The sequence below is a fragment of the Sphaerisporangium perillae genome, from assembly GCF_023276435.1.
In the GTDB taxonomy this organism is placed as follows: Bacteria; Actinomycetota; Actinomycetes; order Streptosporangiales; family Streptosporangiaceae; genus Sphaerisporangium; species Sphaerisporangium perillae.
Genome location: NZ_JALLPO010000002.1, coordinates 96,845 through 113,886 on the forward strand (window position 1 = coordinate 96,845; position 17,042 = coordinate 113,886).

Here is a 17,042-nt window from a genome sequence, read left to right on the forward strand (position 1 = left end):
ATTCACGGCCGTGCGGACATGTGGTGTTACCACTGACAACGTCCCGAGGAGGACGAACCCCCATTGGATGAGGACGAGTTCGCCGCCGTCTACGCGAAGAAGGGGGGCGGCCGGAATACGCCGGAAAGGGGCCGCGGGCTGAGGGCTGATCGTTAGGGTGGGCGGCGTCTTGTTGGCGGCGTCTGCGGGGGTTGGCTGTGACCCCGGTCGATCGGACGGCGTATCCACGGTTTGGCCGTGTGGTGTCGGGGCGGGAGCTGGCTGAGGCGTTCACGCCGACGGATGCCGAGGTGGAGTGGGCGCAGGGCAAGACGCAGGATCAGCAGCATCTGCTGGCCCTGGTGGTGTGGTTGAAGTCCTACCAGCGGCTGGGGTACTTCCCGAAGGTCGAGGATGTGCCACTGGTGGTGGTGCGGCATGTGAGGGGCGTTCTGGGACTCGGCGAGGACGTAGCGCTGGAGCGTGCGGCGGTTCGGTCGGCCAAGCGGCATCGGGAGTTCATCCGCAAGCGGATGAAGGTCGTCTATGACGGGGCCGGGGTCCGGAAGGTCTCCGAGGAGGCGATTCGTAGGGCGGTCCTGACTAAGGACAATCCTGCGGATTTGATCAACGTGGCGTTGGAGGAGTTGGTTCGGGCGCGCTGTGAGCTGCCGGGGTACACCACGCTGGATGCGATGGCCGCGACGATCCGCACCGAGGTCAATAGCGGCTTCTACCAGAGCGTCGCTGGGCGGCTCGATGCTGTGGCCAAGGCCAGGCTGGCGCGGATGCTGGTGGTGGATCCGATCAGTCGGCGCAGCGAGTTCGACCGTTTGAAGGATGTGGCGCAGGCCGCGTCGCTGGGCAAGTTCAAGCAGCGCCTGGAGCTGCTGGAGGGTATCGACGCGATCAGGCCGACCGAGGTGTGGCTGAATGGCGTGCCACCGGGGAAGATCGCTCATTTCGCTGGGGAGGCGCGGGTCACCGACGTTGCCGACATGAAGAAGATCACCACCGAGGACAAGCGGATGACGCTGATTGTCTGCTTTGTGCACGCAGTCCGTACCGGTGTCCGCGATGACGTGGTGACGATGTTCTGCAAGCGGATGGCCGCGATCCACAAGAAGGGGCGCGAGCGCCTAGAGGCCCTGCGGGAGGCGCATCGGGCCGAATCGGAGCGGCTGTTGGGCGTCTTCGGCGACGTGCTGTCTGTGGTTGTCGAGGCTACCGCCCCTGAGGAGGAGGCGTCGGCCGAGAGCAACGGTGATGCCTCGGTCGAGGGCCGAGCGCCGGACACGCGTGAAGTGGCGGAGCGGGCCGGCCGGTTGGTGCTGAAGACACTGGAGAAGGCAGGCGGGGTGGAGGTGCTGGCTGCGGCCCATGAGGCTGTGTCGGCCCATCACGGCAACAATTACCTGCCGCTGCTGGAGCAGTACTACGGATCCCACCGTGCGGCGCTGTTCACACTGGTGAACGCGATCACGCTGGAGTCCACCAGCGCGGACCGCAGCGTTGTTGACGCGGTGGAGTTCCTGCGGGCGCTGCGTGGCGCGAAGGCCGCGTTCGTGCCGGAGCGGCTGACGGTCGAGCGGGTGGGCGCGGACGGGCAACCGGTCACGGTGACGCTGTCGATCGACATCGACGGCTTCGCCTCGGCGATGTGGAAGAAGATCCTCCGGGACAAGCAAAGGCCGGGGATGCTGGTGCGCCGCCACGTGGAGATTTGCGTGTTCTCGTACCTGGCGGCGGAGTTGCGGTCCGGGGACATCGCGGTGGCGGGGTCGGAGTCCTACGCCAACCTGCACGAGCAACTGATGTCCTGGCAGGAGTGCGAGCCGCTGGTGGCCCGGTTCTGTGAGCAGGCCGGGATCCCGTCCGAGCCGTCGCAGCTGACCGCCTTCTTCCAGGACAAGCTCGCCGCCCTCGCTCTGAGCGTCGATGCCGGGTATCCCTCCAACATCGACCTGGTGCTGGAGGGTGGACGTCCGGTGCTCAAGCGTCGCAAGGGCGCCGAGCGTCGGCCGGAGGCGCTCGAGTTGGAGGCCGCGCTCCATGACCGGCTGCCGCAGCGGGCGCTGCTGGACATCCTCACTCGCACCGCCTATCTGCTGGGCTGGCACCATCACTTCGGCCCGGCCTCCGGCTCGGATCCGAAGATCAAAGAGGCCTTGGCCCGCTACGTGCTGACGGTGTTCGCGCATGGCACGCTACTCGGCCCGTCCCAGGTCGCGGCACACATGCGCGGCAAGATCAGCGTGCACGAGCTCTCGCTGGCAGGCAACAAGCACGCCACCGCCAGCAAGATTGAGAAAGCGTCGGCGACGGTCGTCAACGCGTTCAACAAGCTGGACGTGGCCGGCGTGTGGGGCGACGGGAAGACCGTCGCCGCGGACGGCTCCCAGATCGACACGTGGGAGAACAACCTGCTGGCGGAGACGTCGATCCGGTACGGGGGCTATGGAGGCATCGCCTACCGGCATGTCTCCAACACCTACGTCGCCCTGTTCAGCCACTTCATCCCGTGCGGGGTGTGGGAGGCGGTCTACATCATCGAGGGGCTGCTGAAGAACACCTCCGACGTCCAGCCCGATACCATCCACGCGGACACCCAAGGCCAGTCGCTGCCGGTCTTCGGCCTGGCCGCGCTCCTGGGATTCGACTTGCTCCCCCGCATCCGCAACTGGCACGACCTGATCTTCTACCGGCCCGCCCTCGACAGGCACTACCAACACATCGATTCCCTATTCGGGGACGAGGCGGTCGACTGGGGCCTGATCGAGGCCCATTGGACGGACCTGCTGCGCACCGCGATCTCCATCCGGGAGAACAGGATGTCCTCGGTCACGCTGCTGCGCCGGCTGGGCCACCACTCCCGCAAGAACCGCCTGTACCGGGCATTCAGGGAGCTCGGCCGGGCGATCCGCACCATTACGCTGCTGCGCTATCTGTCCGAGCCGCAGCTGCGGGAGCAGATCACCCGGGTCACCAACCGGAACGAGGCCTTCCACGGTTTCGCCGACTGGCTCATGTTCGGCGGCAAGCTCATCGGCCACAACGACCCCGACTACCAGGAGAAGGTCATCAAGTTCAACGAGTTGCTCGCCAACTGCGTCATGTACTCAACAGCCCTGGACATCACCGACTCCGCCAACGAGATCGCCGCCGAGGGCCAGCCTGTCGACCTGGACGACCTGGCGACCGTTTCCCCCTACATCACCCACACCGTCCGCCGGTTCGGGAACTGGACTCTCAACCTCACCCCGCCGGACGGCACGCCCAACACCCGGTTGGATCTGGAGCCACGAGTGTTGTTCGCCGCGGCTCTGGCCTGATCCCCCTCATGAGATGCCGAAAGTGACCGGTGGGGACGAGGACCTCCAGCGGGTGGTGCGCTTCTTGGTCGCTGCACACCACGCCAGGAGGTCCGCACTCCTTTCGAGATCCTCGACGGGCAGGTCGCGAATCCCGTCCTTGCGTCCCCAACGTCCGTGGTCAGTACGCCGATGTGAGCGGCGCAAGGAACGGATCTATGCGGCATCACCAGGCTTGCCGTGGTGGTCGGCTTAGAGAGTCGCCGTCACGGGACGGCGGCCGCCAAGGTGGGCGGGAACGGAGGTGAGCGCCGCCACCACGAGCACGGTTGCCAGCACCAGGGCGATCAGCTGCCAGGGTGCGGGAAGCGTGGCCTTGTCGCTGTCGCCGCCGGTGATCGTGTTGATGGAGGCGAACAGCAGGAAGCCTCCCGGGAAGACACCCATGACGGCGCCGAGGAGCGCGGGCAGCACCTGCGCGGTCGCCAGGGCGACGGTCACTTCCCGCGGGGTGGCGCCGAGGGCGCGTGCCAGCGCCGACGCATGCCGGTTGTCGAGCACCGTCGCCCAGGTGATGACGATGGCGTTGACCGCCGCCAGGGTGAGCAGGATGACCGTCCAGACCAGGAGCACGTGCCGCAGCACCGCCACCTGGGCTTCGGTGTATGCGCCGGTGCCTGGCTGGTCGGTGAGGAAGGCGTTGAGCACCAGCAGGACGTAGATGCCGCTGACCGTGACCGCGATGCTGACCACGCCCAGCACCACCCGTCGCGGCCGGCGGGCGGTGACCCGCAGAGCGAGCAGCAGCGGGACGGGCAGTCGCGCCGAGAGAGTGATCAGCCAACCGGTGCGGCGAGGTGGGCGTGCCGCGTCGGCCAGCGCGCTGACGGTGCTGGACTGGGCCGCGCGCACGGCCGGAACAGTGGTCGCCACCACCGCGACGCCGAGTGCCACGGCAGTCACCAGACCGATCGTGGACCAGGTCAACGACGCCGTCCCCGCGCCGCCGACGAGGCCCGCGCTCGACTCGGTGAGTAACGGAGCGGTCAGCGCTCCGATCATCAGCCCGGCCGCGGCCGCGACGACGGCCACCAGGAGGTACTCCGCGAGTAGCACGGCAGCGACCAGACCCGGTGTGCCGCCGACTGCTTTCAGCAACCCGATACGCTTGGTCTGATCGGCCATCCGCCCGCCGACCAGCACCGAAAGACTGGCCACAGCGAGCAGGCCGAGCAGCCAGGCGCCGATCAGCAGCAGGATCTGGGAGTCCCGGGCCAGGTCGGTGGCGTCAGCGAGAATGCTCTCCCAGGTCTGCATCGGCATAGCGCCGCCATGATCGCCACCGGTCCGGTCGACGAATGCCTGCGCTTTGTCCGGCTCGGCCAGCTTCAGGTTCATCACATAGGACAGGGAGCTTCGGTCCGAGGCGAGGCTCCGCACATCCGCCTGGGTGAGCCAGACCAGCCCGGGATTGTGCAGCAACCCCGCCGGCAGATCCCGGTCGTCGGGGATGGCGCCGTTGATACAGCCGGCGGAGACGATGCAGGACGCCCCGGGATAGGGCGGCATGGCGGCGGTGACCGCGACGCCGACGACCTTGAACGACCTACCGCCCAGGGCGACCGAGTCACCGACGCCCACATCGAGCGAGTCGGCGAAGGCGGCCTCGAGCACCACGCCGCCGTCGCTGACCCAACTGCCCTGCGTCACCTCGGGCTGATCGACCGCCGCGACAGTGGCGTCGCGCCCCATGGCCTGGACATCCGACGTCCGGCCGGACGCCTCGAGCTTTCCTGCGATGACGGGGTACGGTCCGCTGTGCTCGGTGACGCCGGAGGCGGTGGCCAATTTCCCAAGCTCAGTGAGGCCGGCGAGGTTGGCGTTGGCGACCACGTCGGGTCCCTTGGTCGCCGCCCGGGTGCTCTGGTACGGGTCGCCGGCCGCGTCGCGTAGGACGAGCCCGAGCGTCAGCGTCGTGGTGGCGGCCAGGATGGCGATCAGCAGAAGCGCGGCCTCGGTACGGCGACGCCGGAGGTCTCGCAGGGCGAGACGGATCACGAGAAGAATGCGGCCCATTGCGGTCAATCCTCCAGCCCGACGAGCGCGCCGAGCTGCCCGGTGGTGCCGCCGGTCAGCCAGGTCTCGTCCACGAACGCGCCGTCGCGCATCGAGAACTTCCGGTCCGCGGTGGCCGCGATCCGCGCGTCGTGGGTGACGATGACCAGCGTCTGACCGGATTCGTGCAGGTCCTTGAAGAGCTGGAGGACGTCCAAGGTGGCGGCGCTGTCCAGGTTTCCGGTCGGTTCGTCAGCGAGGACCACCAGCGGCTCGTTGCTCAGCGCCCGGGCGACCGCGACCCGCTGCCGCTGACCGCCCGACAGCGCGGAGGGCAGGAAGCGCTCCCGGCCGGCGAGCCCGAGCTGATCCAGCAGCTCCTCCGCGCGCCGCCGTGCGACCCGCGGTGAGCGTCCGGCCAGCAGCGCCGCCAGCTCGACGTTCTCGACGGCGGTGAGCTCCTCCATCAGGTGGAAGGACTGGAAGACGTAGCTGACCTCGGTACGCCGCATCCGGGCTAGCGCCTTCTCGCTGATGTTGTCGATGCGCCGGCCGTTCAGCGACACCTCGCCGGCCGAGGGCCGATCCAGCCCGCCGAGCAGGTGCAGCAGCGTGGACTTACCGCAGCCGCTGGGCCCCATGATCGCCACCGTCTCTCCCGCGCTGACGTCGAGATCGACGCCGTCGACGGCGCGCACCAATCCTTCCCCTTTGCCATGCTCCTTCCGCAGCCCGCGGGCGCTCAGTACGGGCGTGCCGGCGGCATTGCTCACGATCCACTCCTTCCGATAGGTCCGGTTCTGCTTACGGGTCTTGAGCCGGCGCAGGTCCGCCTCAAACGGGAGCACGATGCGCTCCGCCAACAGCGCTGCGGTCGAGCGGGTCCGGCTCGGCCATGGCGGGGCGCTGGGTGTCGGCGACGGTGAGAGGGGCGGCCGGCCCAGCCGCTGCGGCAAGCGCGTCAAAGAAGCGCCAGCGCCTTGGCCACACCCGGGTCGCGCCCGGTGGCCAGGTCGAGGGCGGTCATGGGGGCGTAGTGGTCGACCGGCACGCCGATCGTGTCGATGATTTCGCGGGCGGGCCCGAGGTGCCGGACCTTGGGCAGGAGCACGGCGCTGCCGTCGTCGAGGAGGTATGCCTCGCTGGGGCCAGAGACGGCCCCAGCGGTGCGGGTCCCGATGAGGGTGCCCAGGCCGTTGTCCTTGACCGCCGCGCTGAAGTCCTCGCAGGCCGAGGCGCATCCGCGGTCAGTGAGCACGATCAGGCGCGAGCCAAGCAGCGGGACGCTGTCGTCGGTCCGGTTGGGCACACAGTCGCCCTTGAGCGGGCAGAAGTAGCTGGTGACCTTGCCGTGCGCGAATGCGCCGAGCAGCCGGGTCACCTCGCGAGGTGACCCGCCGCCGTTGCCGCGCAGATCGAGGACCACGACCTCCGGTTTGTCCCGCAGCTTGACGATGACCTGGTCGGCGGCGCCTTGGTAGAATCCGGGCAGTTGGACGTAGGTGACGCCGTCGGCGAGTTTCTTTGACGTCACCGCCGGGGGCTGCCGCGTGATGGGGCCCTCTTTGAGCTCGACGGTGCGGGTCCGTCCTGTTGTGGGGCGCTTGAGCGTGAGCCGTACGGTGCCGGGGGCGGTGATGGCCTGGACGAGGCTCTGGTTCACGGTGTCGCCGATGAACGCCGGCACGCCGTTGGCCTTGACCACAATGTCCCCTGGCCTGATGTCGGCCTTGGCGGCGGGGCTGCCGGGCAGGACCCGGGTGATGAACAGCGGCGGCCGGGCCGCGGGGTCGAGCTGCGGGCCGTACTCGGCCGACACGCCCGCGATGCCCGTCCCGATCGGCTCGCCCTGCGACGGGTCCGGCCGGACCCAGCGGGCGTGGTTGTCGTGGAGCCCAGCCACCATGCCGGTGATCGCGGCGCGCAGCGCGGCGGGGTCGCCGTCACCGAGGACCTTCGCGAAGGCGGACCAGTCGGTGTCGCGGTTCCCGGTCAGGGCGGGCAACCTAAGGTCGGCCCGGTCGGCGCCGCGCCGCATCAGGTTCTGGGTATAGGCGGCGAAGGCGCTCTTCAGCAATTCCTTCGGATCCATGACCGGGCCGCTGTAGTAGTTGTCCAGCACGCAGAAGTACGCCTGCCGGAGCGTGTTCACCGATGTCGGCGGTGCCGATTCCGGCGGTGGCGCCGTGCTGGTGGTGCAGCCCCCGCCTCGGGTGGCCGATGGGGACGCCGGCTGGGACGTCGTGGCCGATGCTGACGCGGATGCGGACATGGAGCAAGCCGCCACCAGGACGGCTGCGCAGAGGGCTCTGATCATGGCCGCCAGCGTGGCCTGAAGCGGGTTACACAGTCGTGAACGGATCCGTTAACGCCATTGCAACCCCGGTTCGAGTATGAATGTCGGGTGCGCATTCTGGTGGCCGAAGACGAACGCGACCTGGCCGATCTCGTGGCGGTGGGATTGCGCCGCCATGCCATGGCCGTCGACGTGGTGTATGACGGGGCCGCCGCGGTGGAACGGTTGGCGGTGCACGACTACGACGTTCTCGTGCTGGATCGGGACTTGCCCGAGATGCACGGCGACCTCGTGTGTCGTGAGCTGGTGGCACGCGGGAGCCGTACGCGGATCTTGATGATGACGGCGGCGGCGTCGGTGCCGGAGCGAGTGGCGGGTCTGGGGATGGGAGCCGACGACTACCTGCCCAAACCGTTCGACTATGCCGAGCTGGTCGCGCGAGTGCAGGCGCTGGGACGGCGTAGCCAGTCGGCGGTACCGCCGGTACTGACGCGGCACGGGATCGTGCTCGACAGGCACCGGCTGCAAGCCTCGCGGGACGGGCGGCACCTGCACCTGTCCCTCAAGGAGTTCGCCGTCCTTGAGGTGCTGATGAGGGCGGACGGCGCGGTCGTGAGCTCCGAACGGCTGCTTGAAGAGGCATGGGACGAGAACGCCGATCCGTTTACGACGGTGGTGCGGGTCCTGATCAGCCGCCTACGGGCCAAGTTGGGCGACCCGCCGTGCATTCAGACCGTTCCCGGTGCGGGATACCTGCTGTGACGAGGATCCGGGTCCGGCTCACCCTGATCTACTCCGGACTGTTCCTGCTGACCTCGGTCGTGTTGCTGGTCACGGTCAACCTCCTGCTGCGCCAGGCGCTGAAGACGCGGGTCGCCCGGCTACCCGAGGGAGCGGTGGCACCGAGTGATCGGCCGCTGCGGCCGCAGCTACCCGAGCTGGTGAACGACGTGATCGGCTACCAGTGGGAGATGACCACCTTCACGGTGGGGATCTTGACGCTGGTCTCGTTGGCCGTCGGATGGCTGGTCGCCGGGCGGATCCTGCGGCCCATCCACCGGATCACCGCCACCGCGCAGCGACTTTCCCTATCGACCCTGCACGAGCGGATCGCGCTCACCGGGCCGAAGGACGAGCTGAAGGAACTGGCCGACACCTTCGACGCGATGCTCGATCGGCTCGAACGCTCCGTCGAGGGGCAACGGCGGTTCATCGCCAACGCCTCCCACGAGTTGCGGACCCCGCTGGCCGTCCAGCGGGCGGCGATCGAAATCGGGCTCCCCGAGGACGGCGGCGAGATCCGCGGCACGCTCCTGCGCCACAACCGCCGGGCGGAGAACCTCATCGACGCCCTGCTGGTCCTGGCCCAGGCGGAAAACGGTCTGGACAACAGGAGCCCGGTGGCCCTGGACCAGGTGGTACGGCTCGTCCTGGCGGAAACAGGTTCGGACGGCGTCACCGTGACAGGGCGGGCAGAGCCGTTCGTCGTCGATGGGGACCCTGTCCTGCTGAACCGGCTCGTCATCAACCTCCTCGACAACGCGGTCCGCTACAACCATCCCGGCGGAACCGTTGATGTAACGCTCTCCCGTGGAGTGTTGACGGTCCGTAACACCGGCCCGCACGTTCCCCAGGAACGTTTCGGCGATCTCTTCGAGCCCTTCCGTCGGCTGCATACGACCCCTGGACAAGGCGCCGGGCTCGGATTGTCGATCGTTGCGGCGATCGCGAAGGCTCACGGGGCCGACGTGCGAGCGAACCCCAATCCGGGTGGCGGGCTGGAGCTCGTCGTGGTTTTCGCGGGATCCGAGGACGCATCCCCCGCAGGAGGAACAGCGGAGTGATGCATGTGACACAAAATGTGAATTATCTGTCACACCGGCGGCCGATGCGCCACCTCCGCCCTGCTCGGCGCCCGCCGCCGCGCAGGCGACTCGGCTACATTATGTGTCACATCGCCTTTCGGGAGGCGGCTTCGTGTCCATCGTGGCGTTCCCCAGCCAGCCCGACCCTGCGACCGCCAGCATGACGGTCACGGCCGCGGTCGAGCGTTTCCTCGACTCCCTCGCTGCGGCCACCACCCGCGCCGGCTACGCCGATACCCTCACCCGGCTGACCGCGGCCACCGGCCCGCACCATCCGGTCGCCGCCCTGCAGCCTGAGCACTACGCCGCGGTGATGGACCACTGGAACGCCGCGGCCGCCGCGACCTGGAACCGGCACCTATCCGCGCTGACCTCGTTCACCGCCTGGGCCCAGCGCCAGGAACTGCTGGCCACCAACCCGGCCCGGCGGCTGGAACGCCGCAAGACAGCACACCGAGGCGACCGCTCCATCCCGCGCACCCGGCTGGAGACACTCTTCACCGACCCCGTGCACGCCCTGCGGGAAAAAGTCCTCTGGAGGCTGCTGTACGACACGGCCGTCCGCGCCGAGGAAATCCTCACCCTCAACGTCGAAGACCTCGACCTGGAGTTCCGCCGTGCCCGCGTCGTCTCCAAGGGCGGCGCCATCGAGTACGTGCACTGGGCCACCCCCACGGCCCGGATCCTGCCCCGCCTGCTGACCGGCCGCACCCGCGGGCCAGTGTTCCTGGCCGACCGGCGCGCCCCCACCTCCGGCCGACGCGCGCCCGCAGCCGCCGACATCTGCCCCGTCACCGGGCGAGGCCGACTGTCATACCCGCGCGCCGAGTGCCTGTTCAAAACCGCCTCCGCAAAGCTCGACCCGCACCGGCAAGGGTGGACCTTGCACCAGCTCCGCCATTCGGCGCTCCAGCATCTCGCCCAAGCCGGCCGAACAGCGCCCGAACTGCAGGCCAAAAGCCGCCACCAGCACCTGGCCAGCCTCGGCCGCTACGTGCGACTCGGCGAAGAGACCTCCGCGCGCATCACCGCTGAAGCCGACCCCGCCCAACGTCGCCGCGCCCGCTGACCCCTCAACCACCCACCTACAGGGGATGGTCGCGTCTAGCGCCGAACCCGCTGAGCTGCGACTACAGCAAGCCCGCGGCCCCTTTCTGGCGTATTCCGGCCGCCCCCCAAGAACTACCAACCCCTGTTCGGCTACGCCCTGCGACGCTGTCACTCCCCCGACGACGCCGCCGATGTGGTGGCCGAAACGTTCACCATCGCCTGGCGCCGGGCCGGCGACCTGCCGCCCGGTGACGAGGCCCGCCTCTGGCTGTACGGGGTGGCGCGCCGGGTGCTGGCCAACCACCTCCGCGGCGAGCGGCGGCACTTGCTCAAGACGGCGATGCTGCGCGACGAACTGGCCACCGCGCCCGCCGCCCTCCCAGCCCCGCTGGAGGGCACGGCCGTCGCCCAGGTGTTCCGGGACCTGCCGGACGTCGATCGGGAACTGCTCGCCCTGGTCGCCTGGGAGGGCCTGGGCAACGCGGAGATCGCCAAGGTCCTCGGCTGCTCGCGCAACGCGGTGAGCATCCGGCTGCACCGCGCCCGCAAACGCTTCGCCCGCGCGCTGCGGGCCGCCGGTATCGACCAGGCGCAGGCCGTCCGCACCGCGCACTACAAACTTGAAGGGAGCCGACTGTGACCACGTCCAGAATCGATGAGCTGGTGGCGGGCCTGACCGGCGTGCACGACGACCAGCTCGCCGGGCCGTCCACGCCGGGCGCCCGCCGGCTGCTGACCGCCATCACGGCGGAGGAACCGGCCACGGCCGTAACTGTCCGGCGGCGCCGCCGGTACGGGCGGTTCGCGGTCGGCGTGGTCGTGGCGACCGGCGTGGCCGCCACCGCTGTAGTCGCGCTGAGCGCCGGCGGGCCTGGCCCCATCCGCGGCTACGCCAACGCCGCCGTGGACATCCAGCGCACCGACGGCACCTACAAGGTCCATGTCAAGAACGCCTACGCCGACCAGCGCCAGTTCCACGAGGCGTTCGCCAAGTTCGGCCTGGATATGACGCTGTCGATCGTTCCGGTCTCCCCGGGCTACGAACGTAAGATCATCGGCGGTATCTCCGACGGCACCGGCACGATCGGCACTGTGCTGGACTGCCCGCCCGGCCAGGGGACCGCATGCCCGCTGACTGTCACGCTCAGCGGTATAACGGGGCGGCAGGGTGCGACAAAGATCATGATCGGCCGGCTCGCCCGTCCCGGCGAGCCCTACTGGAACGCGCGCCCCGGCGCGGGTGACAGCCCGGCGAGCCTGCGGCTGAGCGGCGGCACCGTCGCCGAGGCCCTGGCCAAGCTGCACGAGCGGAACATGTCCGCCGTCTACGTGATCGGGGAGTTCCACCAGGACGGCTCGGGCAGCGCCTACAACCCACCGCCCACCTGACGGCCCCAAGACGGCCGGCGCGTCACGGGGGCGTGGATGCACAGTTCCAACTCGGTCACCCTGCTGGTCGCCCCGGCCAAGGACGACCCCGACCCCGACGACTTCCCCCGCTGACCAGGGCTGGCCGGGCCGGGAGGCGCCCTTCGAGGAACTCGGCCGTGTGATCCGCACCGTCTTCATCTGCGACTACCTGGCCAAGGGGCGGCGACGCGGCGTTGATCCTGCGCGCCATCCAGCTGGGCCAGGCTATTTCGCGTGCGGGTCGGATCCATTGAGCGTCTCCACGACCTGGTCGTAGTCGCCGCGAGCCTCGCCGTAGCGGAGGAATTTCACGCGCTCGACCTGGATCTCCTTCGCGTCGGGCTGCGACTCGAGCAGCGCGACGACCTCCGTCACGAACTCATCGAGCGGCATCGCGAACTCGCTGTCCTCCTGGCCGGGCAGCAGCGAGGTGCGGACGGCCGGCGGCTCGAGCTCGACGATCTTCACGTTCGTGTCGGCGAGTTGCAGCCTGATCGACTCGCTGAGCATATGGATCGCGGCCTTCGACGCGTTGTAGCTCGGCGTGACCTTCAGGGGCGTGAACGCGAGGCCCGAGGAGACGGTGACGATCGTGGCGTCCGGCTGCGCCTGCAGGTGCTGGATGAACGCGGCGATGAGGCGGATCGGGCCGAGCACGTTGGTCGTCACGACCGACTCGGCCGAGGCGAGGAACGATTCGGGCTTGCGCCAGTCCTCGATGCGCATGATGCCGGCCATCGTGACCAGGACGTTGAGGTGCGGGTGCTTGGCCAGGACCTCCTTGGCGGCGGAGTCGATGCTCGCGGCATCGGAGGTGTCGATCAGCACAGTGTCGATACCCGGGTGGTCTGCGGCGATCCGCTCGAGCAGTTCGGCGCGCCGGCCGCCGACGATGACGGTGTTCCCCTTGGCCTGCAGCGCAACCGCGAGGGCGAGGCCGATACCGCTCGTGGATCCTGGGATGAAGACGGTGTTTCCGGAGATGTTCATGCTCGAAGTCTTCTCTGCCGGCCGCGGCTGGTGCAGAGACCGGTTATCGGGGGATCAGCGATCCCTGGTTCACGGTCGTCGGTCCTCGGGCACGGGGCGGATACTGAACGCATGGACCGCGCAGCACTCGCCGACTTCCTGCGCCGCCGCCGTGAGGCGCTGCGGCCGGAGGACGTCGGGCTTCCCTCGGGCGCGCGCCGCCGCGCCCCGGGCCTCAGGCGCGAGGAGGTCGCAGCCCTCGCCTCGATGTCGGCCGACTACTACACGCGGCTCGAACAGCAGCGCGGCCCGCAGCCCAGCGAGCAGATGCTCGCCTCGCTCGCCCGGGCGCTGCGGCTGACGGGCGACGAGCGCGACTACCTGTTCCAGATGGCGGGGCACAACGCCCCGGCGTCCGTGTCCGCTGCGACGCATGTCGCTCCCGCGCTGCTGCGCGTGCTGGACCGCCTCAGCGACACCCCGGCGCTCATCCTGTCCAACTTGGGCGAGACGCTCGTGCAGAACCGGATGGCTGACGCCCTGTTCGGCGAGAAGTCGGGCTACACGGGCCTCGCTCGAAGCGAGATCTACCGGTGGTTCACCGATCCCTCCGAGCGGCTGCGCTACCCCGCGGACGACCGCGACCGGCAGAGCCGCGCCCTGGTGGCGAACCTGCGCGCCGCGTACGGAACGATGGGCCGGCAGTCGCGGGCCGGCGAGTTCGTGCGGGCACTGGGGAAGGCGAGCGCGGAGTTCGCCGAGCTGTGGGACCGGCACGAGGTCGCCAGGCGCTTCGAGGACCACAAGACGCTCATCCATCCCCAGCTCGGCCCGATCGAGCTCGACTGTCAGGCGCTGTTCACCGAGGATCAGTCCCAGGCGCTGCTCGTGCTCACCGCCGCCCCTCGCAGCGAGGACTACGAGAAGTTGCAGTTGCTCGCGGTGCTGGGGCATGAGCGCTTCCCCGCCGACACCTCCTGACCCGCCCATCACGGCCTAACCGGAGCAGAGCCGGGCGCGCAGGGTCTCGCCGACCCACCGCTCCCAGCGCTCACGCGGCCAGCCCCGCTCGCGCGCGAACAGCAGGTACAGCTCGGGGCTGAGCAGGCCGTACAGCTCGGGGCTGAGCAGGCCGTACAGCTCGGGGCTGAGCAGGCCGTACAGCTCGGGGCTGAGCAGGCCGTACAGCTCGGGGCTGAGCAGGCCGTACAACAGGTCGGCGGCCTTCTCCACCGACACCTCCGCCCGCGCGCCCGGCTTGCCGGCAAGCGCCTTGGCCGCCCTCTGCTGGACGACGTATCGCGGATCGACGCTTTGTGGCCACAGGCCGGCGACCTCGGGGTCGCTCGCGACCACCCCGTCCAAGACCCTGCGATCGGTCTGGGACCGACATAACACGACCCGACGCGAACATCCCGCCACGGCCTGAACCTGCACGTCGCCGACCTGGACGCACTTTCAGGCTCGCCGATCCTGGATGTCAAGCCGTACCTGGTCCGAACTCATGAGCCACTATTACTGAAGCCACATCGGCCACCACCTGCGCCCGCGCCGCATGTGGTGACCGATGTGGCGATTAGCTCGGGCTCTTTCCGCTGGTTGTTGGTGTTTTTGTTGGGCTGGGTTTTACCTCAACCAACCGGCTTTACAAAGTAAGTTTCATTCGCCTATATGGGGACACGCGGCGATCCGCTTACTTGCAGATCTTCGTGTCCGGGGTGCAGGACTTGACCTCGGGGTAGCGCGGCGACGGCTTGTCCAGCAGGGGTTGCGGCCTGGCACGCAGGTGCAGGTCGAAGAAGGCTCGGACGTAGGTTCGGGTGATCTCCATGGAGCGGGTTTCACGGAATCGATCGTCACGCGGCCTCCGGCGGCGGATGACAGCGTCTACGCAGTTCTGCGTAGACGCCTCGTGCCTAGGTACGCTCGTCGTGGTAGGAGGTCGCGCGTCTGGGCGGAGCGTTTCCCCGCGCGAGAAACCGTAAGATCGCGGCATGAGACACCGCGCCGCGTCGTTGCGCCTGCCTGTGCTGGCGCAGGACGTGTTGCTCGCGCTCTTCATCACCGTGATGCAGGTTCAGGGCACGGTATTCCGCAATGCCGGTGAGGTGGCATCGCGGCCCCTCACCGACCTCGGATACCTGGGATATGTCCTGCTGATCGTGAGTGGCGTGGTCGTTGCCGTCCGCCGCCGGTGGCCGGTGCCGGTGTTCCTCATCGCCGCGCTCGCCAGCTTGGTGTACTTCAGCTTCGACTTCCCGGACGGGCCCGGCTGGCTCGCGCTCTTCGTCGCCCTGTACACCCTCGCTGCGTACGGTGACGGGCGCCGGTCGCTGGTGGCAGCCGGCGTGGGTACCACGGTGCTCGCCATCGGCTGGCTGGTCGCCGCGGCCGACATCGAGCCACGCGCCGCCATCGGCTGGGTGTTCTTCCGGATCGGCGCGCTGGTCATGAGCGCGGCCCTTGGCGAGTCCGTCCGGTCTCGACGGGTCATCGCGGCCGAAGCTCAGGAGCGCGCTGAGTTGGCTGAACGGACTCGCGAGGAGGAAGCGCGGGCACGGGTCGACGCCGAACGGCTCCGGATCGCGCGCGAGGTCCACGACACCGTCGCTCACGCCATAGCGATCATCAACGTCCAGTCCGGTGTCACCGCGCATGTGCTCGACAAGAGGCCGGAAGTGGCGCGCGAGGCGCTGCGAGCCATCGAGCAGACCAGTTCGCGGGCGCTGCGGGAGATGCGGGCCATCCTCGGGGTACTCCGTGACGACGACAACGGGCGCGTGCCGTACCCCGGGCTGGGGCAGATCGACGAACTGACCGCCAAGGCGCGCGAGGCCGGACTCGACATCAAGCTTGAGGAGACCTCGCCCGCGGCGCCGTTGCCAAGCGCGGTGGAAAGTGCCGCCTACCGAATCGTTCAGGAATCGATCACCAATGTGATCCGCCACGTCGGCCCGACTCGGGTGACGGTAGCGCTGAACCCCGGGATCGACGTCTTGGAGATCCGCGTGACCGATGAGGGCCGCCGCGCCGCCCCAGGTGATGACCCCGCGGACCCGCACCTACCGGCCCAGCATCCGACCAGCACCGGCAGCTCGGCCATGCCCGGCCGCGGGATCCCCGGAATGCGCGAGCGCTGTCAACTGCTGGGCGGAGAACTCGACGCCGGGCCGCTTCCGGGCGGCGGGTTCGAAGTCAAGGCACGACTGCCCCTCACGCCGACCGGGTCGCGCCTATGAACGCAGCGGCCGCGTCACCGTTGACCAACGCTCCGATCAAGGTGCTGCTCGCCGACGACGAGGGTCTCGTGCGATCCGGGTTCAAGGTCCTGCTCGAACTCGAAGAGGACATCACGGTGGTGGGAGAAGCCACCAACGGCGCCGAAGCCGTCGAGCGGGCCCGCGCCACCCGCCCCAACGTCGTCCTCATGGACATCCGCATGCCAAAGCTGGACGGGATTCAAGCCACCGCCCAGATCGCCGAGACGCACGGGTTGGAGCAGGTCCGAGTCCTCATCCTCACCACCTACGACACCGACGAGTACGTCTTCGACGCATTGCAAGCCGGCGCCAGCGGCTTCCTGCTCAAAGACGCCGGCCCGGCCGAGCTCCTGCAGGCCATCCGGGTGATCGCCGCCGGAGACGCGCTGCTCGCGCCGCGGATCACCCGACGCCTCATCGGCCAGTTCACTGCGCAATATAAAGCCGCCCAGGCCGCGGAGGACCGGCTCGCGGTGCTGACCGAGCGCGAGCGCGAAGTGCTAACCCTGGTGGGACAGGGCCTGAGCAACGACGAGATCGGTGCCGGGTTGTTCGTCAGCCCGGCCACCGTGCGCACCCATGTCAGCCACGCGATGGCGAAACTGGGTGCGCGCGACCGTGCGCAACTGGTCGTCATCGCATACCAAACAGGACTGGTCAGCCCCTGATAAGCGGGAACACCGCCGATCCAAATTACATCAAACCAGTTTGATGTATTGTGATGTAGGTGACGACTACTACCACCTGAATCTGGAGCGCTGTGCGCACGAGCTGGACGCCGTCGGCACCGCCCTGCACCCCGCGCTCCGTCTGGCCTCCGACCAGCCGGCGATCCCAGCCGACGACT

The 17,042-nt window shown here is 68.8% G+C and carries 16 protein-coding genes; 10 read left to right on the forward strand and 6 right to left on the reverse strand.

Features of this window, described 5'->3' with window-relative positions; genetic code table 11:
- Positions 1-197: 197 nt before the first annotated feature.
- Positions 198-3,311, forward strand: coding sequence for a Tn3 family transposase (locus MYF83_RS02415; RefSeq protein ID WP_248958473.1), 3,114 nt, complete (start codon positions 198-200; stop codon positions 3,309-3,311).
- Between the two features lie 231 nt (positions 3,312-3,542).
- On the opposite strand, the gene MYF83_RS02420 is transcribed toward MYF83_RS02415, so the two are convergent.
- From MYF83_RS02420 to MYF83_RS02430, 3 genes are all read right to left on the reverse strand, one after another.
- The gene (locus MYF83_RS02420; RefSeq protein ID WP_248958474.1) at positions 3,543-5,366 is read right to left on the reverse strand and encodes an FtsX-like permease family protein; all 1,824 of its coding nucleotides are present in this window, start codon (positions 5,364-5,366) and stop codon (positions 3,543-3,545) included.
- Positions 5,367-5,371: 5 nt separating this feature from the next.
- On the reverse strand, positions 5,372-6,118 hold the full coding sequence (locus tag MYF83_RS02425) for an ABC transporter ATP-binding protein (RefSeq protein WP_372500082.1): 747 nt from the start codon (positions 6,116-6,118) through the stop codon (positions 5,372-5,374).
- Between the two features lie 188 nt (positions 6,119-6,306).
- Positions 6,307-7,497: a S41 family peptidase gene (locus MYF83_RS02430; protein ID WP_248958475.1), complete on the reverse strand. Its 1,191-nt coding sequence runs from the start codon at positions 7,495-7,497 to the stop codon at positions 6,307-6,309.
- On the opposite strand from MYF83_RS02430, the gene MYF83_RS02435 reads away from it, so the two are divergent.
- The 6 genes from MYF83_RS02435 to MYF83_RS02460 all read left to right on the forward strand — a co-directional run bounded on the left by MYF83_RS02435 (position 7,490) and on the right by MYF83_RS02460 (position 11,945).
- Entirely contained in the window at positions 7,490-7,681 is a 192-nt protein-coding gene (locus MYF83_RS02435; RefSeq protein WP_248958476.1) for a hypothetical protein, read from the forward strand. The two genes, MYF83_RS02430 and MYF83_RS02435, sit on opposite strands and share 8 nt — an antisense overlap.
- Before the next feature lie 68 nt (positions 7,682-7,749).
- A complete protein-coding gene (locus tag MYF83_RS02440; RefSeq protein ID WP_248958477.1) occupies positions 7,750-8,403 on the forward strand; it encodes a response regulator transcription factor in 654 nt (217 codons plus the stop codon).
- Positions 8,400-9,485: a HAMP domain-containing sensor histidine kinase gene (locus MYF83_RS02445; RefSeq protein WP_248958478.1), complete on the forward strand. Its 1,086-nt coding sequence runs from the start codon at positions 8,400-8,402 to the stop codon at positions 9,483-9,485. The genes MYF83_RS02440 and MYF83_RS02445 overlap by 4 nt, the downstream gene beginning before the upstream one ends.
- 133 nt (positions 9,486-9,618) lie before the next feature.
- On the forward strand, positions 9,619-10,575 hold the full coding sequence (locus tag MYF83_RS02450) for a tyrosine-type recombinase/integrase (RefSeq protein ID WP_248958479.1): 957 nt from the start codon (positions 9,619-9,621) through the stop codon (positions 10,573-10,575).
- Between the two features lie 123 nt (positions 10,576-10,698).
- On the forward strand, positions 10,699-11,196 hold the full coding sequence (locus tag MYF83_RS02455) for an RNA polymerase sigma factor (protein ID WP_248958703.1): 498 nt from the start codon (positions 10,699-10,701) through the stop codon (positions 11,194-11,196).
- A complete protein-coding gene (locus tag MYF83_RS02460; RefSeq protein WP_248958480.1) occupies positions 11,193-11,945 on the forward strand; it encodes a hypothetical protein in 753 nt (250 codons plus the stop codon). Before MYF83_RS02455 ends, MYF83_RS02460 begins: the two co-directional genes overlap by 4 nt.
- Before the next feature lie 246 nt (positions 11,946-12,191).
- Here the strand turns inward: MYF83_RS02460 and MYF83_RS02465 are convergent, their stop codons facing one another.
- Positions 12,192-12,956: an SDR family oxidoreductase gene (locus MYF83_RS02465; RefSeq protein WP_248958481.1), complete on the reverse strand. Its 765-nt coding sequence runs from the start codon at positions 12,954-12,956 to the stop codon at positions 12,192-12,194.
- Between the two features lie 111 nt (positions 12,957-13,067).
- Here MYF83_RS02465 and MYF83_RS02470 point away from each other — a divergent pair, with 111 nt between their 5' ends.
- Positions 13,068-13,916 (forward strand): helix-turn-helix transcriptional regulator, encoded by an 849-nt coding sequence (locus tag MYF83_RS02470; protein ID WP_248958482.1) that lies wholly within the window; start codon positions 13,068-13,070, stop codon positions 13,914-13,916.
- Positions 13,917-13,931: 15 nt separating this feature from the next.
- On the opposite strand, the gene MYF83_RS02475 is transcribed toward MYF83_RS02470, so the two are convergent.
- Both MYF83_RS02475 and MYF83_RS02480 read right to left on the reverse strand, forming a co-directional pair.
- The gene (locus tag MYF83_RS02475; protein WP_248958483.1) at positions 13,932-14,300 is read right to left on the reverse strand and encodes a hypothetical protein; all 369 of its coding nucleotides are present in this window, start codon (positions 14,298-14,300) and stop codon (positions 13,932-13,934) included.
- Positions 14,301-14,628: 328 nt separating this feature from the next.
- Positions 14,629-14,766 carry a hypothetical protein gene (locus MYF83_RS02480; RefSeq protein WP_248958484.1) on the reverse strand — a complete coding sequence of 46 codons (138 nt, stop codon included), beginning with the start codon at positions 14,764-14,766 and terminating at the stop codon, positions 14,629-14,631.
- A 163-nt stretch (positions 14,767-14,929) separates the two neighbouring features.
- On the opposite strand from MYF83_RS02480, the gene MYF83_RS02485 reads away from it, so the two are divergent.
- Both MYF83_RS02485 and MYF83_RS02490 read left to right on the forward strand, forming a co-directional pair.
- Positions 14,930-16,174: a sensor histidine kinase gene (locus tag MYF83_RS02485; RefSeq protein WP_248958485.1), complete on the forward strand. Its 1,245-nt coding sequence runs from the start codon at positions 14,930-14,932 to the stop codon at positions 16,172-16,174.
- The gene (locus MYF83_RS02490; protein ID WP_248958486.1) at positions 16,171-16,863 is read left to right on the forward strand and encodes a response regulator; all 693 of its coding nucleotides are present in this window, start codon (positions 16,171-16,173) and stop codon (positions 16,861-16,863) included. The genes MYF83_RS02485 and MYF83_RS02490 overlap by 4 nt, the downstream gene beginning before the upstream one ends.
- Positions 16,864-17,042 lie beyond the last annotated feature (179 nt).

Bases quoted from the DNA above. Each gene is read 5' to 3' on its own strand.
- MYF83_RS02420 (WP_248958474.1), bottom strand. From the start codon at position 5,366: ATGGGCCGCATTCTTCTCGTGATCCGTCTCGCCCTGCGAGACCTCCGG.
- MYF83_RS02465 (WP_248958481.1), bottom strand. From the start codon at position 12,956: ATGAACATCTCCGGAAACACCGTCTTCATCCCAGGATCCACGAGCGGT.
- MYF83_RS02470 (WP_248958482.1), top strand. From the start codon at position 13,068: ATGGACCGCGCAGCACTCGCCGACTTCCTGCGCCGCCGCCGTGAGGCG.
- MYF83_RS02480 (WP_248958484.1), bottom strand. From the start codon at position 14,766: ATGGAGATCACCCGAACCTACGTCCGAGCCTTCTTCGACCTGCACCTG.
- MYF83_RS02485 (WP_248958485.1), top strand. From the start codon at position 14,930: ATGAGACACCGCGCCGCGTCGTTGCGCCTGCCTGTGCTGGCGCAGGAC.
- MYF83_RS02490 (WP_248958486.1), top strand. From the start codon at position 16,171: ATGAACGCAGCGGCCGCGTCACCGTTGACCAACGCTCCGATCAAGGTG.